Genomic DNA, 20555 nt, shown 5'->3' with positions numbered 1-20555 from the left:
GGGTTTCGATTCTGGCTCAGGATGAACGCTGGCGGCGTGCTTAACACATGCAAGTCGAACGGGATCCATCAAGCTTGCTTGATGGTGAGAGTGGCGAACGGGTGAGTAATACGTGACTAACCTGCCTCATACACCGGAATAGCTCCTGGAAACGGGTGGTAATGCCGGATGCTCCAACATTTCACATGTTTTGTTGGGAAAGCGTTAGCGGTATGAGATGGGGTCGCGTCCTATCAGCTTGTTGGTGAGGTAATGGCTCACCAAGGCTTCGACGGGTAGCCGGCCTGAGAGGGCGACCGGCCACATTGGGACTGAGATACGGCCCAGACTCCTACGGGAGGCAGCAGTGGGGAATATTGCACAATGGGCGAAAGCCTGATGCAGCGACGCCGCGTGCGGGATGAAGGCCTTCGGGTTGTAAACCGCTTTTAATTGGGAGCAAGCGAGAGTGAGTGTACCTTTTGAATAAGCACCGGCTAACTACGTGCCAGCAGCCGCGGTAATACGTAGGGTGCAAGCGTTATCCGGAATTATTGGGCGTAAAGAGCTCGTAGGCGGTTTGTCACGCCTGGTGTGAAAGTCCATCGCTTAACGGTGGATCTGCGCCGGGTACGGGCAGGCTAGAGTGCAGTAGGGGAGATTGGAATTCCCGGTGTAACGGTGGAATGTGTAGATATCGGGAAGAACACCAATGGCGAAGGCAGATCTCTGGGCTGTTACTGACGCTGAGGAGCGAAAGCATGGGGAGCGAACAGGATTAGATACCCTGGTAGTCCATGCCGTAAACGGTGGATGCTGGATGTGGGGCCCTTCCACGGGCTCCGTGTCGGAGCTAACGCGTTAAGCATCCCGCCTGGGGAGTACGGCCGCAAGGCTAAAACTCAAAGAAATTGACGGGGGCCCGCACAAGCGGCGGAGCATGCGGATTAATTCGATGCAACGCGAAGAACCTTACCTAGGCTTGACATGTTTCGGACAGCCCCAGAGATGGGGTCTCCCTTCGGGGCCGATTCACAGGTGGTGCATGGTCGTCGTCAGCTCGTGTCGTGAGATGTTGGGTTAAGTCCCGCAACGAGCGCAACCCTCGCCTTGTGTTGCCAGCACGTTATGGTGGGAACTCACAAGGGACCGCCGGGGTTAACTCGGAGGAAGGTGGGGATGACGTCAGATCATCATGCCCCTTACGTCTAGGGCTTCACGCATGCTACAATGGCCGGTACAACGAGATGCGACATGGCGACATGAAGCGAATCTCTTAAAACCGGTCTCAGTTCGGATTGGAGCCTGCAACTCGGCTCCATGAAGGCGGAGTCGCTAGTAATCGCGAATCAGCAACGTCGCGGTGAATGCGTTCCCGGGCCTTGTACACACCGCCCGTCAAGTCATGAAAGTGGGTAGCACCCGAAGCCGGTGGCCTAACCTTTTTGGAGGGAGCCGTCTAAGGTGAGACTCGTGATTGGGACTAAGTCGTAACAAGGTAGCCGTACCGGAAGGTGCGGCTGGATCACCTCCTTTCTACGGAGAATTTAAGCCACGGTTTGTGGCGAACAGGTCATCAGCGCGGCAGGTTGTCGTGTGTGGTGGCGTACTGGTGTGGATCGGTTAATCAGACTTTTGCGGTACGGATACGCTTTTGGGCTCCCGGATTGCCACTCGGCGATTCGACGCCCTGTCGTTGATGCCTTCCCTTCGTGGTTGGTTGACGCGCCTGGTGCGGTGGCGGCTTGAGAACTGGATAGTGGACGCGAGCAAGCAGTTTTACTGCTTGCTTCAATTTCAGACCGAACTCTCTGATGAGAGTTTGTGTCGATCGTTTATGATCAATTAGTGTGATGATTTGTTGTCTAGGAATTTGCTAGTAAAGGCTTGCGGCAGGACATATTGTTTGTTGGTATGTGTTGCTTGCAAGGGCACATGGTGGATGCCTTGGCAGATTGAACCGATGAAAGACGTATGAGGCTGCGATAAGCCTCGGGGAGCCGCCAACAGGGCTTCGATCCGAGGATTTCTGAATGGGGAAACCCACCGCCCGTTATGGGGCGGTACCGCTTGATGCGGGGGGTACGCAGGGAAGTGAAACATCTCAGTACCTGCAGGAAAAGATATTCCGTGAGTAGTGGCGAGCGAAAGCGGATCAGGCTAAACCGGTTGCGTGTGATAGCTGTCAGGCGTTGCGCAGTCGGTGTCGTGGGAAAGTGTGTCCGGTCGCTGATGAGGCCGGCAACAGTAAGAAAACAATGTGTGAGACGAACAGGATTGAAAACCTGGCCGAAGAGGGTGATGGCCCCGTAGTCGAACGCGCGTTGTCTGTTGATCGCTTCTCCCAAGTAGTACGGGACTCGAGGAATCCCGTGCGAATCCGTCCAGACCGTTGGATAAGCCTAAATATTTCAATCTGACCGATAGCGTACAAGTACCGTGAGGGAAAGGTGAAAAGTACCCCGGGAGGGGAGTGAAATAGTTTCTGAAACCATGTGCTTACAAACCGTCGGAGCCTTTCGGGGTGACGGCGTGCCTATCGAAAAATGAGTCTGCGAGTCAGTGATATGTGGCAAGGTTAACCCGGGTGGGGGATCCGTAGCGAAAGCGAGTCTTAAAAGGCGTTTTAGTCGCATGTCCTGGACCCGAAGCGGGATGATCTAGCCCTGAGCAGGTTGAAGCGCGGGTAAGACCGCGTGGAGGACCGAACCCACTTAGGTTGAAAACTGAGGGGATGACTTGGGGTTAGGGGTGAAAGGCCAATCAAATTCCGTGATAGCTGGTTCTCTCCGAAATGCATTTAGGTGCAGCGTCGTTTCATTGCTTCCAGGGGGTAGAGCTACTGGATGCTTGCGGGCCCATATCGGGTACCAACAGCAGCCAAACTCCGAATACCTGTGAAGTTTACAACGGCAGTGAGTCTGCGGGGGATAAGCTTCGTAGTCAAAAGGGAAACAGCCCAGATCGTCGTCTAAGGTCCCTAAGCGTGTGCTAAGTGGGAAAGGATGTGGAGTCGCATAGACAGCCAGGAGGTTGGCTCAGAAGCAGCCACCCTTGAAAGAGTGCGTAACAGCTCACTGGTCTAGTGGTTCCGCGCCGACAATGTAGCGGGGCTCAAGCACACCACCGAAGACGCGACATTAGCCTTATGGCTGATGGGTAGGAGAGCGTTCTGTACGGGGCGAAGCGGCGAGGGAACTCAGCCGTGGACTGTACAGAAGTGAGAATGCAGACATGAGTAGCGAAATGGGAGTGACAATCTCCCACGCTGGATGACTAAGGGTTCCAGGGCCACGTTCATCGTCCCTGGGTTAGTCGGGTCCTAAGGCGAGGCCGACAGGCGTAGTCGAATGGATGAAGGAGTTGATATTCTCCTACCGGCTTCTAACCGCAAAATCCGAGATTTGGAGTACTAACCTCCTTGTTGATGTGATTCGGCCTTCGGGTCGTTGATCGTCTTCACGTTGGGACCTCTCCTTACAGTAGGACAGCACAGGAGTGACACAGAATGGTAACCGGCTGCGGAGGTGGTTTTCCGTGGTTAAGCACGCAGGGTGCCTGGTAGGCAAATCCGCCAGGTGTTAGCCCGAGGTGTGATGATGGGGGCTTTTTAGCCCGAACTCGGCGATCCAGGCTGTCAAGAAAAACTTCGGTGTTAGGTTTTTAGCCGCCCGTACCCTAAACCAACACAGGTGGTCAGGTAGAGAATACCAAAGCGATCGAGCGAATCCTGGTCAAGGAACTCGGCAAATTACTCCCGTGCCTTCGGTATAAGGGAGACCCGTCGGGGTGGACTTCTTCACGGAGCGAGCTTCAGCGGGTGGCACAGACCAGGGGGTAGCGACTGTTTACCAAAAACACAGGTGCATGCGAAGACGAAAGTCGCTGTATATGCACTGACGCCTGCCCGGTGCCGGAAGGTTAAGAGGATCCGTCAGCTTCGGCGAAGCGGTGAATTTAAGCCCCGGTAAACGGCGGTGGTAACTATAACCATCCTAAGGTAGCGAAATTCCTTGTCGGGTAAGTTCCGACCTGCACGAATGGCGTAACGACTTCCCCACTGTCTCGACCAGGAGCTCGGCGAAATTGCAGTACGAGTAAAGATGCTCGTTAAGCGCAGAAGGACGAAAAGACCCCGGGACCTTTACTATACCTTGGTATTGGTATTAGGTGCGAACTGTGTAGCATAGGCGGGAGACTTTGAAGCTTGGGTGCCAACTCAGGTGGAGTCAACAATTGAAATACCGCTCTGTTCTCATTTGATATCTAACCTCGATGTGTTATCCACATCAGGGACAGTGCCTGGCGGGTAGTTTAACTGGGGCGGTTGCCTCCTAAAGAGTAACGGAGGCGCTCAAAGGTTCCCTCAGCCCGGTTGGCAATCGGGTGTTGAGTGTAATTGCACAAGGGAGCTTGACTGTGAGACTGACAGGTCGAGCAGGGACGAAAGTCGGAAATAGTGATCCGGTGCCGGTGTACGGACGCGGCATCGCTCAACGGATAAAAGGTACCCCGGGGATAACAGGCTGATCATTCCCAAGAGTCCATATCGACGGGATGGTTTGGCACCTCGATGTCGGCTCGTCGCATCCTGGGGCTGTAGCAGGTCCCAAGGGTTCGGCTGTTCGCCGATTAAAGCGGCACGCGAGCTGGGTTCAGAACGTCGTGAGACAGTTTGGTCTCTATCCTCTGCGCTCGTTGGAATTTTGAGAAGACCTGCCCATAGTACGAGAGGACCTGGGTGGACGAACCTCTGGTATGCCAGTTGTCGCGCCAGCGGCACCGCTGGTTAGCTACGTTCGGAAGGGATAACCGCTGAAAGCATCTAAGCGGGAAGCCTGCTTCGAGATAAGAATTCCGTGAGGCCTCGAGCCTCTGAAGACTCCATGTAGAACACATGGTTGATAGGCCGGACGTGGAAGCCCCGTAAGGGGTGGAGCTGACCGGTACTAACAGTCGAAAGGCAATCATACTTCATCCAACCTCAGGGTTGGGTGGATACCGTAAGTCCTTCTAGCAATATGACTTCAACAAGGAGCACTTGTTGGTCATGAACGATATGAATATCGCGTCCACTGTCCGGTTCCCATGCCGTCACATACCACTCCCCTCACCGGGGGTGACAACTCAAGATTTGCGGCGACCATAGCCTAGGGGAAACGCCCAGCTCCATTCCGAACCTGGAAGCTAAGACCTAGCACGGCGATGGTACTGCACTCGTTAGGGTGTGGGAGAGTAGCACGTCGTCGCTTTACACGTGAAGGACCCCGGACAGGAACACCTGCCCGGGGTCCAACCATATCCACACCCACCACACCCACCACACCAACAACGATTTGTCTGGGTGTATTTGATACGCTCAGTGCTGTTTCTGCTTGGGTCAGTCAGCGGCTTGCATGCCGTCTCTTATCAACCAATTATCTGGTACTGATGAAACCCGAGCCCCAGAAAGGTTCGGCCGGGGACGGCCTTGTACTGTCATGACCCATAATGATGACACCAGACATGATTCCATATCTGCCACCGCAGAGCACAGGCAAGCCGAGAGGATCCCGGGGAGGCTGCTCGGATCGGTCATAGCGACCGGCGTCCTCACCTTCATAGGCATCCTGACGGAAACAGTGATGAATGTGCTGTTCCCCGAGCTGATGTCGGAATTCTCGGTTGGCACCTCCACCGTGCAATGGCTGACAACCGGTTACCTGCTTGTGGTGTCGCTCACGGTGACGCTCTCATCCTATTTCAAACGCCGCTACACCTTGCGTCTCCAGTTCATCGTCGCCGTCACACTCTGTCTGCTGGGCGCGATCGTCGCCCTCTGCGAGTTGAACTTCCCGATGCTGCTGATCGCCAGGATCCTGCAGGGGATGGGGACAGGCATCGCGCTGCCGCTGATGTTCAACATCATTCTGGAGCAATCGCCGCGCTCCAAGATCGGCCAATTGATGGGTGTCGGCAATCTGGTATGTGCCTGTGCGCCTGCATTGGGACCGACCTTCGGCGGTGTCGTGGCATCGATGGCATCCTGGCGTTGGGTTTTCGTCCTGGTCATTCCCTTCCTGCTGGTGGCCCTGGTATTGGGCTTGAAATGCATTCAACAGTCCGAACCCACCACCGAGGCCAGACTGAGCGTGCTGCAACTCCTATGCATCGCGATTGCCTTCGTGTCCATCCTCTTCGCCATCGAACAAGGCGGATCGGCGATATCGGCGCTTTCGACAGGTGATGATGCCGCAGTCCCCACGATGGTCCTGGCCGCCGTACTGCTGGTGGTCGGTATAGGCGCACTATTCGCCTTCGCGCGGATATCACGCAGGTCGTTCTCCCCCCTGATACGTCTGGGCGTCCTCACCAGTGTGAGCTTCCGCTGGCATCTCCTGTCGTATGTGCTCTTCCCCTTCATCACCATCGGCCTGGGCTTCCTGCTGCCTAATCTGATCCAGCTGGGATTGGGGAAGAGCTCACTGGTCGCAGGGATCGCGGTGCTGCCGGGTGCGCTTCTGGGTGCGGTCATGGCACCGCTCGGAGGCATGCTGCTCGACAGAATAGGGGCCGCGACTCCTATCCTGGCCGGTTTCGTGGTGGCGCTGCTGGGCCTGCTGATGTTCAGCATATTCGGTGTTGGAGCAGGATTGATCGGGCTGAGCTGTTTCTATTTCGTCTACATGCTGGGTTTCTCGACGGCCTATTCGAATATCATGACCGATGCGCTCAACGAGCTTCCCGGAGAGTTGAAGGCTGATGGTAACGCCTTGTTCAGCACCTTGCAGCAGCTCATGGGGGCGGTCGGGACCACGGTGATGTCGGTGTTCGTCGCCGTCGCGCAGGCGGGGCATGGTAGCGCCGGCAGCGACGAATACGCCCAGGCCACCATTTCGGGCTCCCGTGCGGCCTTCGTCTGCGTCACGGTGGTGCTCCTGATCTCCGCGCTGGCGATGTTGAGGGCATTGGCCGTGCGGCACGCGGAGGCGTCACACGAGCGACTGCCAGGCTGATGGCATCGCATACCTCCGCTGGGGCATTCATACGGCGGATAAGAGGAATCCACACACGGGCCGGCGGGAGCGCGAGGATGGCTCCCGTATATTCGCTGAGTGCCTACCGCCTGCTTGCTCTGCGCCAGCCGCGTTAGAATTCATAGAGTGACGTTGTTGATGCGATCACGATGAACAGTGGTGTCAAGGCATGCCTATGCGGCCACATTGGCATTCGACGAACAGATCGAGCGGGGAGTTGCGAATATGAGATATGCACGGCTGGGAACATCTGGGGTTAATGCTTCGCGTGTGGCGCTCGGGGTGATGCGCATCGCCGATAAAAGCGGTGAGGAGGCCGCGGAGGTGGTGAGAACCGCCCTCGACTCGGGAATAAACTTCTTTGATAGCGCTGATGGCTATGCGGGAGGGGAAAGCTCCAGACGCTTCGGAACCGCACTCAAGGATCTGCACGTACAGCGCGAGAACATATTCATCCAGACGAAATTCGGCATCTATCGTGATGAGGAAAGCGGGGAGATCACCCGATACGACTTTTCCAAGGATCACCTGATCGCCGCTCTTGACGGCGAGCTGGAGCGTTTGCAGACCGACTACGTCGATTTCGTCTTGCTGCATCGCCCCGATACCTTGGTCGAGCTCGATCAGCTCGCCGAGGCCTTCAACGAGCTGCAGAGTTCCGGGAAGGTCAGGCACTTCGGCGTCAGTAATGTGAATCCGATGCAGGTCGAATTGCTGCAAAGCGCGGTCAGCCAAAAACTTGAAGTGAACCAATTGCAATTCGGCCTGGGACATACCGGCATGGTCCAGCAGGAATTCCATGTCAATATGATCGACAAACCGAGTATCGACCATGACGGTGGCCTGATTTCATACAGCAGGCTGAAGCATATGACGATACAGGCATGGAGCCCCTTCCAATATGGTTTCTTCGAGGGAGTGTTCCTGGACAATCCCAAGTTCCCGGAACTCAATGAGGCTTTGGATCGTTTGGCCGAGGAATACCACGTGACCAAGAGCGCGATCGCGGTTGCTTGGATTCTCAGGCATCCTGCGCATATGCAGGTATTGCTGGGTTCGATGACACCTTCGCGTATCTCGGATATGGCTGCAGGTGCCGAGGTGGAGCTCAGCGCTTCACAGTGGTACGGCCTGTATTGCGCCGCCGGCAACGACTTGCCGTAACCGGGGCTGAGAACAGTGCATTATTTTGTTCCTCGTCGGTGCAACGCCAGTTCAAAGATCATGTATCAGGATCAGGGCGCTGCAAGACGGGCTGCTGAGGAAAGCAGAATTCAACGCGGCGTTGAGCTGTGGGTATACCGATGCGATCTCTGCGGTTCATGGCATCTGACCAGCAGACAGCCGGGCGAGGGCGTCACGGCTCGCTTCGGCGGCGCCTCCAAGCCGCATTCGCGCAAGCGAGGGTACAAACCCAGAAGACGCTGAGCTCGCACAGGCCGCCTGCGCGCAAGGCCGGCGTTATCGGCCGGGGGTGAAGCCCTGACGGATCGCAGGGGGTTCCAGAGGCTTGGCCAAAGGCGACGAGGCCTGCGATTTTGCCGCGATCTGTTCGCTGAAGGTTGCCAGAGGTCGGCTCGGATCACGCAGATCATAGTAGTGATGCACTGCTGAATCGAAGTCTTCAAGAGCCTGATCCGGAAGGTCGAGGGTCGCATCGTCGGGATAGGTGTTCTCGAAGACCTGCATCGTTTTGGACAGACGGGGTTTGAGCGCCGGGTGCTCGTCGGGCTCGCCGATCGCCAGCCCGAGGACGGGGTAGGTGAGCGCGGGTAGCTTGAGCAGATCGATGAGTCCATCGATGTCGTTAAGCACGGAGCCGAGAATCACGCATCCCAGGCCAAGGGCGTAGGCGGCGGTCTCCATCGCGTGCAGCGCCAGCACGGCATCGTTCTGTGACTGAGCGAATATGTAGCTGCTGTTGAGCGTGAAGTCTTCGGATGCGGTATCAACGCCTTGTCGCTCAGCCAGTCGCGCGTTTCGATGCTGATCGATGATGAAGACATAGAGCAAGGGGGCTTCGGCAATATACGGCTGTCTGCCGATTCGCGCCAGAGCCTGCTTCAGATCCTCATCTTCGACACGGAGCATCGACCATGAATTCAGGTATTGGCTTGTCGCCGCATGTTGGGCGACCGTCTCCAAGGTGTCGACGACCTTGGGTGGCACCGGGGAGGGCTTGAAATGACGGATGGAGCGCCTGTTGAGCAGACTGGCGATCGTCGGATGCTGTTCGCTGTCATGCGATGAGCTTTCGGCCGGTGCCTGGTGGGATGTATCTGACATATCACTTATTATCATGCCCGTACGTGGGCATGATGGAATCTTATGCCCAGCACGTAGAGATGATTCCTGCCGGCACCACGCTGTGCGACGGCGATGCCTCAGGACTGTCGTTGCCGCTTTGCCGCTTTGTTATGACGATGATCCACGAAGGCTTTGGACCCACGATCGGAGAGTTGGGAGACGACTGCGGTGACGGCTGCGGACAGGGCGGCGAATACGAGGCTCATGAAAAAGCCCTCCTGTCGCTCTTCGTCGTCAAGGCCATCCTTGCCGCGTTGTTTGTTCCAGATCATTTTGAAGATCTGTCCGGCAAGCATTCCGGTGAGTGCCGGGAGTGCCAGCTTGATGATTTTGTCACTGAATGAATCAGGATCGCTTTCGATATCGGAGCGCATGTCGTCCACCTTTGCATTGACGGAATCGAATTGGGCCGTCAACCGGTCCGCGGTATCGGTTAGGTCGCTTTCACGTTCTTGGGTCACCTGCCCATTATCCCACATGATGACGCACTGCTATCGGTGCGCTCAGCGAAGAAGCGGCCTGTAGACGGATCGGGCCAGATAGGGGCCTGATTGCTTTCTGGCGGTAACGGGCGCGATACACCGGGGCGTGGTGCGAATTCGGTTATGCCAATGCCAGTGAGTACAGTGTAGATATGGTTCATTCTCATAGCAACGCAAGCAACGACGCTTCGCGGCAAGGACTCATCGTGCTGTTGAGGCACGGACAGACCGCTTGGAGCGTTTCAGGCCAGCACACAGGCCGAACGGATATTCCGCTTACCAGTACCGGTGAGCAGCAGGCGGTGCAGGCCAGATCGCGCCTTGACCAGGCCTTCCCGGGGGGCTTTGCACCGGATGCCGTCTATTCCAGCCCGTTGAAACGGGCGAGGTCCACTGCTGAGCTCGCAGGATTCACGGCGCCGACGCTACTGCAGGGGCTTGCGGAGTGGGACTATGGCAGGGCGGAAGGTCGAACCCGGGATGAGGTCTCGGATGCGAACGGCCATGACTGGACACTGTGGAGGGACGGACCGGAGTCCCTTTCGCCGAGGCTCGCCGGAGACTGGGACACCACGCTCCCCTCCGGAGAAACCATCACGGTGCATAACGGTCCCGGTGAGATGCTGGACGATGCCGCGAACCGTGCGGGGGATGTACTGGAGCAGCTGACGCCTCTGCTGGATGAAGGGAAAACGGTTCTGCTCGTGGCCCACGCCCATATCCTGCGCATCCTGACAACACGATGGCTCGGTCTCGATCCGCACACGGCCAGGTTGTTCCGTCTTGACACGGCCCACTTCTCCATGCTTTCCCGCTACCGTGGCGATAACGTCATCCAGCATTGGAACTGCTAGCCCCAATAATATGATGATGGTGAAGCAGTACTGACATATAGGGTTTGTTTGAGGATTTGATGCTGATCCCGAATGACAACGTTAGCAATATTGTGCTATATTGTTCTCCATAGTGCTGGGATATAGATGGCATATGTTTGCAACAAATGGTGAACATAGATTTCTGAAGTTTCCGCACATTGACTCACTCGAGGAAGAGAGGGACGGGCTGGCATGATCAGCATGACTGGAAAATCGATTCGACGTTGGTGGGTGCTTTTTACCCTGCCGACGTGCGCTGCCTTTTTCATAGGATTCATAGCACCATTCATCATCGGGGTCTACCTCAGCTTCACCTCATTCACAACCGTTACGGATTCGCAGTGGGTGGGACTGAAGAATTTTCAGCAGGCAATAACTGATCCCGAGTTCATGCATGCCTTATGGCTAACCGTTTTGTTCACTGTTGTGACGACGGTTTTTACGAATATCGCTGCATTCTTTATCGCTTACATGTTTACACGGGCCATGCATGGCGCGAATCTGTTCAGATCCGTTTTCTTCCTACCAAACCTGATAGGTGGCATTGTTCTGGGCTATATCTGGCAGTTGTTGCTCAACGGGGTTCTGTCCCATTGGAACCGGTCCATCACATTTTCCGGTGTCTATGGTTTTTGGGGAATGGTGATGTTGGTGTGCTGGCAACAAATCGGCTACATGATGGTCATCTACATCGCGGGGCTTCAGACCATGCCCTCCGATGTTCTCGAAGCGGCACAGGTTGACGGTGCATCCTCGAGACAAACGCTCTTCAGCATCATCATCCCGTTGATGATGCCGAGCATCACCGTTTGTACATTCCTGACCATCACTGGCGGCTTCAAGATGTTCGATCAGAACCTTGCGCTTACGAATGGTGCACCCTCGAATACCAGCGAGATGTTGGCATTGAATATATACCGGACCTTCTATGGAAGGATAGGCTTCGAAGGAGTGGGGCAGGCGAAGGCGGTCGTGTTCTTCCTTATCGTTGCGACGATCGCAATTGTGCAGAACCGCCTGACGACGCGTAAAGAGGTGGCGGCATGAACAACAAAATGAAGCATGAGGGCCTGTGGGTCACTCTTTTCGCTGCGGTTTCCTTGGCGTGGTTGTTCCCGATTTTTCTTGTCGTCATCAATTCCTTTAAGCAGAAGACGAGTATCTCGCTTGAGACCTTCTCTCTGCCTATTGGAAGAGCTTTCGTAGGTTTTGACAACTACGCGCGTGGTATAGAGCAGACCGATATGATTTCCAGTTTCGGTTGGACCGTAGTGGTAACCGTGGGAGCTGTATTTCTGATTTTGCTGTGTACATCCATGTGCGCCTGGTGGATTGTCCGTGTCAACAACGTGGTTGCCAAGTCTATGTATCTGATGTTTTTGCTGAATATGATTGTTCCATTCCAAATGGTCATGTTCCCACTCTCCAAAATAGCCGATACGCTTGGACTCAATACGCCTTGGGGTCTTTGGGTCATTTATCTTGGCTTCGGTGCTGGGCTGAGTGTGTTTATGTTCACCGGTATCATCAAGTCATTGCCGCAGGAGATCGAAGAGGCCGCCATGATTGATGGTGCCTCGGTTCCACGCACGTTTTTTGGTATCGTACTGCCTATGATGAAGCCTTCGTTGGTTTCGGTGGCCATACTGCAGACGATGTGGATTTGGAATGACTTCTTGTTGCCTTACCTCACCCTCGACCTGCGTAAGTACAAGACCATGAGTATCGCTGTGCAGTATCTCAAGGGTGGGTATGGTTCAGTGGATATGGGTGCCTTGATGGGTTGCCTTGTATTGGCGATTATCCCGGTAATCGTGTTTTATGTACTTTGCCAGAAATACATCGTTCAGGGGATCACCGCCGGAGCCGTAAAAGGTTGATCTTCAGGCTCAGGAGGTAGATGATGAGTTTTGGCGCATTGTTCGATCAGGACTCTCTCTTGTGGAGATCGCTGTCCTTCGCTGTTGACGTGTTGTGGTTAAGCGTGCTTGTCGTCGTCGCATGCATTCCGCTGATTACGGTAGGGGCGGCGCTTGTGGCGGGTGTGGATATGGCCCGTCATCTATTGCGTGGTGAGGGGCATCTGACCGGTAGATTTGTGCGAACGTTCTTCTCGCAACTGCGTCAGTCAACAATCTCCTGGCTGATCCTTGGCTTTTCGGGAGTGTTACTTCTGGCGTCGCTTTATGTGCAGGCAACGCCACTGATGGTGGCGAAGATCGGTCTTGGTGTTGTCTGGAGTGTTCTGATGCTATGGGTCTGGCCTCTGCAAGCTATGTTCAGCAATACAATTCTACGTACTTGGCGGAATGCACTCATTTTTGGAATTGGTAAACCCGGTGTCACTCTTATCATGGCGGCCACCGATGTTGCCTGGGGCGCCCTCCTCTACATTTCATTCAGGTATATGCCGCAAGGATTGCCTCTGGTGATGTTTTTCGGGCCTGGGCTCGTACTCGTAGTGAAAGTTCAACTACTGCAAAGGGCTCTTGCGCCATACCTTGTCCACTGATATTCGTCGTATTTGAACATACTGAGAGTCATACATCCCGGTAGAAGGCCCCGGACGGTGTGGATACACCGTCCGGGGCCTTCTACCGATTAGTGTGCCGAGGTAATTGCGATTCTAGGAAATCCAGACCGAGGCATCGGTGGGCAGCATGCCATTAGTGGTTAACGGTGTGGAAGTAAGAAGGACTTTCGCTCCTTGCGGTAGTTGAATCGCAGACCCGCCAAAATTGGTAATACACGACCATCCTGAGGCACGATCAAATGCTAGGACATGCTCATCGTTGTAGTCACGCCGCCAGGAAAAGGCAAAGTCGTTACTCTGGAGTCCTGCGCGGAGATGCAAGGCAGCCTTATACAGATTCAGCATCGAGTCGTTCGAGTTCGCTTCAGCTTCGACCGAGAAATCCTTGAACCACTGAGGTTGTGGTAGGTGAGGTTTCGCTTCTGATCCCGAGGGGCTGAAACCGAAGCCATCATTGGCGTTGCGGGACCATGGGATCGGGACCCTGCAACCGTCACGGCCCTTACGGATACTCTCTTTACCGCAATCGTCTGAATGAGCCGCTGTTGGGTCTTCGAGGGCGTTCCACGGTATGTCGGGTACCTCGAACAAACCCAGTTCCTCACCTTGGTAGACATATGCGGATCCTGGAAGGGCAAGCTCGAGGAGAATCGCAGCCCGAGAGCGTCGTGTGCCTAATTCCCGGTCCTCTATATAGGTTTTGCCGTCTCTGAGGATCCAGTCTTGGGCAAGCTGGTGATAGGAATGTCCGGCGACCTGTGGCAGAGCATATCGGGTTGCATGACGGGGTACGTCATGATTCGACATTACCCATGTTGTTGTGGAGTGTGAGCGATTAGCCGATTCCAACCCCTTCTCGATTGATCGGCGCATCTCACCGGCCGTCCAGTTTGCCTTGGCGAACTCAAAATTAAACACCTGACCAAGCTCGTCTGCCGAAGCGTACAGGTACTGTCTCTTCGGATTAACCCAAGCCTCGGCAATGGCGAATCTGTGGGGGTTGTACTCATTGAATACTTTGCGCCAGCTGCGGTATATGTCATGGAGTTCATTGCGATCGTATAGAGGATGACTACCGTCCTGAGGAAGCACGTCGTATTGCATGCTCCAAGAATTTAGATCATCGCGATCCATGTCTTTGACAAGACTTTGGGCGGCATCGACTCTGAATCCATCTACGCCTTTGTCGCTCCAGAACCTTATGGTGTGAAGGAAATCCTCTCTGACTTCCTCATTTTTCCAATTCAGATCTGGTTGTCCTACTGACCACATGTGCAAGTACCACTGCCCGTCCGGAACTCGCTCCCAGGCTGGTCCACCGAAACCGCAAATCCAATCCGTCGGCGGCTGATTCCCATTGGGGCCCCGACCGTCGCGGAAGATATATCGATCACGCTCGGCGGATCCCGGACGTGCGTTCAGGGCGTCAATAAACCACGGGTGTGCGGATGAGGTGTGGTTCGGCACCAGATCAACCACAATTCTGATGCTATGGTGATGAGCAACTTGAATAAGGTTGTCGAAGTCAGTGAGTGTACCGAGAAGCGGATCGACATTCCTGTAATCGGCGACATCATACCCCCCATCCTCTTGGGGCGAGGGATAGAACGGGCTTATCCATATTGCATCAATACCTAGGTCATGCAGATATGGAATCTCCTCTGTAATGCCGTTAATATCTCCGATGCCGTCACCTGTGGTGTCTTTGAACGAGCGTGGATATATCTGATATACCACGGCTCCCTTCCACCATGGAGTTGTGTCATCACCCTCTGTTGTCATAATCAGGCTTTCTCTGGCTGGTGGTGGTACGTGTTGTGATGATGTGTCCTGCATGCTGGACATGGTTCCCTCTCTTATTCGGTGGTGACATAAGAGAGTTCCGCACACAGCCAATAGTTGTGCGCGGAACTCTCCTTCTCGACAACAATCTGTGTTGTCAGTCAGTGGTGTCTTTGAACGTTCCGGCCTCCGGCAGGACTCCCGAAGTGTCCTTCACGCTCTTCCATTCGGTAGCCCAGTTCTTGACGTATGCAGTCTTAACGGCTGACCAGCTGCCCCCGCTCTGCGTGTAGTTCAGTAGTGCATTCGACAGATCGCTCTGCCACTGACCGCTTGGCAATGCGAAGGACTGCACGAAGGGAATCTTATCCTTCTTGTATTCAAGCGCTGCTGTAACAAGTGGGTTGTCGGATTTGGCGTTTACGTCCATACTGGTGAACGGTGCGGAAAAGCCCATATCCGTAGTGAGTGCCTGCTTGCCTTCCTTTGAACTGACAAGCCATTTCATGAAGTCAAGTGTGGCCTTCTGGTCCTGCTCACTCGAGTTTTTGTTGATGGCCCAGGAAGCATCGTAAATGGATGCTGGCCCATAGGAAGATTCGTCTTTCGCGCCGATGTAAATCGGCAACATTCCTAAGTCGCTATCCTTGACTGCATTACCTTGGATCTGTGTATAGGACCATGTACCGTTCTGATAGAAAGCAACTTTTCCGGTTGCGAACTCGCTGGTGGTGTCTTCATAGGTCTTGCTACTGAGCAGACTGTGTTGCGTGGTTGAATCCGTGAGGTAAAGATCCCAGATGTTCTTGAACTGTTCCATATAAGTACCCTTGATTTTGGGCATAAAGGTGGTGTTGGCATCCTTGTATTCGTAGAACAAAGGAATACGTGCGAGATGGGATGTGAAGCGATAGGTGTCCGACGCGTCCATGCCAGCGTTCGAGATGGCTCCGTCAAGTCCCAGATCGGACTTATGGGCTTGAATTGAATCGCATACCTGCTTGAACACGTCGAAATTCTTGATCTCGTCGACGGACTTGATGACGGCATAATCCTTGCTTATATACTTGGCAAGAATCGCTTTGTTGTAAATCATGCCATACCACTCGGCAGCGAAGGGAACGGAGTATGCCTTGGTTCCCTCCGTGAAGCTGTAGGCTTTTCCTTCGTTGTTCAGCAGCTTGTATACGGCGGAGTCACTCACGTCGGCTAGGTATTGTTTGTATTTCGAATATGAATCGTAACCATTGAGGGTGAACATGGTCGGTGCCTCGCTCTTGGCAAGTTCGCTGGCCATGGTCTGATCCAACGTGCCTGCCGCGGCGGTTTGCACGGTCACTTCAACGCCGGTTTCCTTTGTGTATTCACTGGCTACCTTTTTCCAAATCGAGGCAACCTCTGGTTTGGAATTGATGTAATAGACCTGTCCTTTGGATGAATCCGCGCTTTCGCCGCCGCATGAGGCCAAGGTGGGGATTAGCAGGGTTAGTGCAAGTGCCGCAGTTGCTTTGCGTCGTATATCCGATGAGCTCATTCTCATTGATCGCTCCTTTGCGTTCCGTATGAGTAAACAAACATTTGCATCAATGTTTTCAATATCACAAGACAAATAGTAGCATAATTATTGCAAACGATGTCATTATCGTTAACTTGTTGCAAGGGTCTTGGAGAGAGGGTCTTCAACGCTTCGATTACGATGAAGCGGACACTTTGGCTGTGCTTTCACGCGCAATCAGGTGGACCGGTACCAGCTGGTGTGTCTGAAAGGACGAGTCGCCGGCCATCAGGCGAAGGGTCTTTTCCGCTGCCGCCTGTCCGGTTTTTTGGGGGTCCTGCCGAATGGTGGTCAGCGAGATATCTTTTGCGTAAGTGCTGTCATCGAAGCCGCAGATTGAAATGTCATGTGGGCATTCCATTCCATATTTACGCAGCGATGTCCACAAGCGAATCGCCATTGAATCGTGTTGGAAGCACACTGCAGTAGGCATCTGCGCGAGGTTGAGCAAGGCCGTCATGACGTTGCTCACCAGTTCGTCGTCATCTTCAACGTGTATGACGGACGGGGTGATGGAGGTTGCCAAACAGGTATCAACGAATGCACGTTCCCTTTTATGTGCGCTGAAATGAATCTTCGAGTCTTGGGGAACTCCAACAAAAGCGATTTGACGATGCCCGAGTGTAATCAGATGTTGTGCGAGCAGCTGCATTCCTGCTGCGTCATCGATGCTTATTGATGCCGTATACGAGGTGGTGGTGGGTACGTTGATGCCTATGATGGGGACCTTTGCAGTGTTCAGTCGACCGGTTTCTGTGGGGTCTATGTCGAAAGAAGAGACGATGACGGCATCCGCATTGCGTTGCACCGGCAGTATGGAGAAAAAATCATGACGTTTTTCGGGGGTATCTATCTGATATAGAGAAATGTCGTATCCGGCCTGTTGCAGCACCGAATTCATTCCTTCAAAGACATGTGCATTGAACCAAGTGGCGAGGGGGTCGCTGGTGAGAAATGCAACTCTCAGGGATTGACCGGTTTTTAGAGCCGTAGCGGATCGAGAGATGCGAAAATCAAGATTGTCGGCGATGGCAAGTATGCGGTCTCGTGTTTTTCGTGCAACGAGATCGGGTTTGGTGAATGCACGGGACACGGTAGACACCGATACGCCCGCCTCTTCAGCCACGTGTTGTATGGTCGCCTTCATTGTGTCTCCAGTCGTCAGCCTTCGTCAAAAGCCTGTATTCATACTAGACAAGAAAAGCCATAGTTTTTCCAACAAACGGGAATAATGGTTTGCCTTCAGAAGTTGAGTGATGTAGGCTCAAGTTTCGAGAGCGGTGATGTGCATGTCGTATTTCACCGCCCAAAGAACGTGAGCGGGAAACCGTGAAAGGTGCGAGGTCTGCGAAAGCCCCGCATTCATATCAACCAGGAGGAACAGTTATGGCACGAGCAGTCGGCATCGATTTGGGAACCACGAATTCATGCATTGCCACGCTTGAGGGCGGCGAGCCAACCGTCATCGTGAATGCGGAAGGTATGCGTACGACGCCATCCGTGGTGGCGTTCAGCAAGTCCGGGGAGATCCTCGTAGGAGAGGTCGCCAAGCGGCAGGCGGTCACCAACGTCGATCGCACCATCAGCTCGGTAAAGCGTCACATGGGAACGGATTGGACCGTTGACATCGACGGCAAGGGATGGACTCCCCAGGAGATTTCCGCACAGATCCTGATGAAGCTCAAGAGGGACGCGGAAGCCTACCTCGGTGGTCCCGTGACCGATGCGGTCATCACCTGCCCCGCCTACTTCAACGATGCCCAGCGTCAGGCGACCAAAGATGCAGGAAAGATCGCCGGACTGAACGTCCTGCGCATCATCAACGAGCCAACTGCAGCCGCGCTGGCCTACGGACTCGAAAAGGGCAAGGAAGACGAACGCATTCTGGTCTTCGATCTCGGTGGCGGCACCTTCGATGTCTCGCTGCTGGAAATCGGCAAGGATGATGATGGCTTCTCGACCATTCAGGTCCAGGCCACCAATGGAGACAACCGTCTGGGCGGCGATGATTGGGATCAGAAGATCATCGACTGGCTCGTGGGCGAAGTCAAGAACAAGTATGGTGTGGATCTGGCCAAGGACAAGATCGCGCTGCAGCGTCTGAAGGAAGCCGCCGAGCAGGCCAAGAAGGAACTCAGCTCCTCCAGCTCGACCAACATCTCCATGCAGTACCTGGCCATGACACCTGACGGCACGCCGGTGCATCTGGATGAGACCCTGACCCGTGCACACTTCGAGGAGATGTCATCTGACCTGCTCGGACGCTGCCGCACGCCGTTCAACAACGTGCTCTCCGATGCGAACATCTCGGTCAACGAAATCGACCACGTGGTGCTGGTCGGTGGATCCACCCGTATGCCTGCCGTGCAGGAACTGGTGAAGGACCTGACCGGAGGCAAGGAAGCGAACAAGTCGGTCAACCCCGACGAGGTCGTGGCCGTCGGCGCTGCCGTGCAGTCGGGCGTCATCAAGGGCGACCGCAAGGACGTGCTGCTGATCGACGTGACGCCATTGAGCCTCGGTATCGAGACCAAGGGCGGCATCATGACCAAGCTCATCGACCGCAACACCGCGATCCCGACGAAGCGCTCCGAGGTGTTCTCGACCGCCGAGGACAACCAGCCCAGCGTGCTGATCCAGGTGTACCAAGGTGAGCGTGAGTTCGCCCGCGACAACAAGCCGCTCGGCACCTTCGAGCTGACGGGTATCGCGCCGGCACCGCGTGGCGTCCCCCAGGTCGAGGTCACCTTCGACATCGACGCCAACGGCATCGTGCATGTGTCCGCAAAGGACAAGGGGACCGGCAAGGAACAGTCGATGACCATCACCGGTGGTTCCGGCCTGCAGAAGGACGAAATCGACAAGATGGTCAAAGAGGCCGAAGCCCACGAGTCCGAGGACAAGCAGCGTCGTGAGGACGCTGAGACCCGGAACCAGGCGGAGTCCTTCGCGTACCAGACGGAGAAGCTCGTCACCGACAACAAGGACAAGCTCTCCGACGATGTCTCCAAGGAGGTCACCGAGAAGGTCGAAGCCCTCAAGGAGGCCCTTAAGGGTGATGACATCGAGAAGATCAAGTCCGCTCAGACCGAGCTGACCACTTCCGCACAGAAGATCGGCGAAGCCCTGTACTCACAGCAGCAGGCCGAAGGCGCGGCTGGTGCCGCCGGTGCACCGGGTGCACAGGGAGCCGCCCCTTCCTCCGAGGACGACGTGGTCGACGCCGAGGTCGTGGACGATGACGACAAGAAGAAGGACGGCGAGTGATGTCCGACTTCGACAAGGATGAATACCTGCGTGGTATGTCCGATGCCGAGTCGTTGGCTGGATCCTCTGACAACGATTCGGCTCCCTCCGGGGAGCGGAAGCCGTCGCAGGGAGCAGACGCATCCTCTGCAAAGCGGAAGCCGTCCCCCAAGCCATCCGAAGACAAGGAGCAGACCTCCGACACGTCTTCCGAAAGCCCGGTCACTGGGCAGTCACAGCAGTCGGGTGATGCTTCAGATGAGTCCGACCAGGGTCAGCAGGAAGGATTGACAGCCTTGGGCAAAGCCAAGCAGGAGGCCGCAGGGTACCTGGAGGCATTGCAGCGCGAGCGGGCCGAGTTCATCAACTTCCGCAACCGTTCGGTCAAGGAGCAGGATCGATTCCGGCAGCACGGCATCATCGATGTGTTGACCGCGCTGCTGCCCGCCTTGGATGATATCGACAGAATCCGTCAACATGACGAGCTGGGTGAGTCGTTCCAAGCGGTGAGCGCCAAAATCGACAAGACCTTCGAGAAATTCGGGGTCGAGAAGTTCGGTGAGGTCGGTGAGGAATTCGATCCGACCAAGCACGAGGCAATCCTGCACAAGCCCGACGCCTCCGCCGAGAAGGAGACCGTTGATACGGTCGTTGAATCGGGGTATCGCATCGGCGATCGTGTGATTCGTGCGGCACGCGTTGTGGTTGCATCTCCACAGGGGACGCCATCGCAGGGCTGAGCGGCGAGCGGTGGATAAGGCCTATGGAAAGGGAAGCACG

At 55.0% G+C, this 20555-nt stretch carries 14 protein-coding genes and 3 rRNA genes; 12 read left to right on the top strand and 5 right to left on the bottom strand.

Annotated elements, in window-relative coordinates; all coding sequences use genetic code 11:
- The 6 genes from BPSY_RS02475 to BPSY_RS11685 all read left to right on the top strand — a co-directional run.
- Nucleotides 1-1515, top strand: a 16S ribosomal RNA gene (locus BPSY_RS02475); the annotation flags it as partial.
- Nucleotides 1516-1894: 379 nt separating this feature from the next.
- Nucleotides 1895-4953 (top strand): 23S ribosomal RNA (locus BPSY_RS02470).
- A 161-nt stretch (nucleotides 4954-5114) separates the two neighbouring features.
- A 5S ribosomal RNA gene (rrf, locus tag BPSY_RS02465) occupies nucleotides 5115-5231 on the top strand.
- A gap of 228 nt (nucleotides 5232-5459) precedes the next feature.
- Nucleotides 5460-6974, top strand: a complete 1515-nt coding sequence (locus BPSY_RS02460; RefSeq protein ID WP_051921515.1) for an MFS transporter — start codon at nucleotides 5460-5462, stop codon at nucleotides 6972-6974.
- Between the two features lie 246 nt (nucleotides 6975-7220).
- The gene (locus BPSY_RS02455) at nucleotides 7221-8159 is read left to right on the top strand and encodes an aldo/keto reductase (RefSeq protein WP_033498361.1); all 939 of its coding nucleotides are present in this window, start codon (nucleotides 7221-7223) and stop codon (nucleotides 8157-8159) included.
- A gap of 15 nt (nucleotides 8160-8174) precedes the next feature.
- The gene (locus BPSY_RS11685) at nucleotides 8175-8423 is read left to right on the top strand and encodes a hypothetical protein (RefSeq protein ID WP_033498351.1); all 249 of its coding nucleotides are present in this window, start codon (nucleotides 8175-8177) and stop codon (nucleotides 8421-8423) included.
- Nucleotides 8424-8456: 33 nt separating this feature from the next.
- On the opposite strand, the gene BPSY_RS02445 is transcribed toward BPSY_RS11685, so the two are convergent.
- Together BPSY_RS02445 and BPSY_RS02440 are read right to left on the bottom strand one after the other, a co-directional pair.
- Nucleotides 8457-9290 carry a nitroreductase family protein gene (locus tag BPSY_RS02445; RefSeq protein WP_415926599.1) on the bottom strand — a complete coding sequence of 278 codons (834 nt, stop codon included), beginning with the start codon at nucleotides 9288-9290 and terminating at the stop codon, nucleotides 8457-8459.
- An 89-nt stretch (nucleotides 9291-9379) separates the two neighbouring features.
- Nucleotides 9380-9781 (bottom strand): DUF4235 domain-containing protein, encoded by a 402-nt coding sequence (locus tag BPSY_RS02440; protein ID WP_051921513.1) that lies wholly within the window; start codon nucleotides 9779-9781, stop codon nucleotides 9380-9382.
- Nucleotides 9782-9936: 155 nt separating this feature from the next.
- Here BPSY_RS02440 and BPSY_RS02435 point away from each other — a divergent pair, with 155 nt between their 5' ends.
- From BPSY_RS02435 to BPSY_RS02420, 4 genes are all read left to right on the top strand, one after another.
- A complete protein-coding gene (locus BPSY_RS02435) occupies nucleotides 9937-10638 on the top strand; it encodes a histidine phosphatase family protein (protein ID WP_033498353.1) in 702 nt (233 codons plus the stop codon).
- Nucleotides 10639-10851: 213 nt separating this feature from the next.
- The gene (locus tag BPSY_RS02430) at nucleotides 10852-11706 is read left to right on the top strand and encodes a carbohydrate ABC transporter permease (RefSeq protein ID WP_033498355.1); all 855 of its coding nucleotides are present in this window, start codon (nucleotides 10852-10854) and stop codon (nucleotides 11704-11706) included.
- Nucleotides 11703-12539 carry a carbohydrate ABC transporter permease gene (locus BPSY_RS02425; protein ID WP_033498357.1) on the top strand — a complete coding sequence of 279 codons (837 nt, stop codon included), beginning with the start codon at nucleotides 11703-11705 and terminating at the stop codon, nucleotides 12537-12539. The genes BPSY_RS02430 and BPSY_RS02425 overlap by 4 nt, the downstream gene beginning before the upstream one ends.
- A gap of 20 nt (nucleotides 12540-12559) precedes the next feature.
- Nucleotides 12560-13171: a DUF624 domain-containing protein gene (locus BPSY_RS02420; RefSeq protein WP_051921511.1), complete on the top strand. Its 612-nt coding sequence runs from the start codon at nucleotides 12560-12562 to the stop codon at nucleotides 13169-13171.
- Between the two features lie 114 nt (nucleotides 13172-13285).
- Here BPSY_RS02420 and BPSY_RS02415 read toward each other — a convergent pair whose 3' ends face one another.
- The 3 genes from BPSY_RS02415 to BPSY_RS02405 all read right to left on the bottom strand — a co-directional run bounded on the left by BPSY_RS02415 (nucleotide 13286) and on the right by BPSY_RS02405 (nucleotide 17676).
- A complete protein-coding gene (locus BPSY_RS02415) occupies nucleotides 13286-15028 on the bottom strand; it encodes a glycoside hydrolase family 13 protein (protein ID WP_100841116.1) in 1743 nt (580 codons plus the stop codon).
- A gap of 103 nt (nucleotides 15029-15131) precedes the next feature.
- Nucleotides 15132-16508, bottom strand: a complete 1377-nt coding sequence (locus BPSY_RS02410) for an ABC transporter substrate-binding protein (protein ID WP_051921510.1) — start codon at nucleotides 16506-16508, stop codon at nucleotides 15132-15134.
- 157 nt (nucleotides 16509-16665) lie between these two features.
- Nucleotides 16666-17676 carry a LacI family DNA-binding transcriptional regulator gene (locus tag BPSY_RS02405; RefSeq protein WP_033495718.1) on the bottom strand — a complete coding sequence of 337 codons (1011 nt, stop codon included), beginning with the start codon at nucleotides 17674-17676 and terminating at the stop codon, nucleotides 16666-16668.
- A 239-nt stretch (nucleotides 17677-17915) separates the two neighbouring features.
- Here BPSY_RS02405 and dnaK point away from each other — a divergent pair, with 239 nt between their 5' ends.
- Both dnaK and grpE read left to right on the top strand, forming a co-directional pair.
- A complete protein-coding gene (gene dnaK / locus BPSY_RS02400) occupies nucleotides 17916-19796 on the top strand; it encodes a molecular chaperone DnaK (protein ID WP_033495716.1) in 1881 nt (626 codons plus the stop codon).
- A complete protein-coding gene (gene grpE / locus BPSY_RS02395; protein WP_033495714.1) occupies nucleotides 19796-20515 on the top strand; it encodes a nucleotide exchange factor GrpE in 720 nt (239 codons plus the stop codon). Before dnaK ends, grpE begins: the two co-directional genes overlap by 1 nt.
- The last annotated feature ends 40 nt before the right edge of the window (nucleotides 20516-20555 follow it).

Origin of the sequence: Bifidobacterium psychraerophilum, assembly GCF_000741705.1 — a bacterium.
Taxonomy (GTDB): domain Bacteria; phylum Actinomycetota; class Actinomycetes; order Actinomycetales; family Bifidobacteriaceae; genus Bombiscardovia; species Bombiscardovia psychraerophila.
This window is presented reverse-complemented; position numbering and strand designations above follow the sequence as displayed.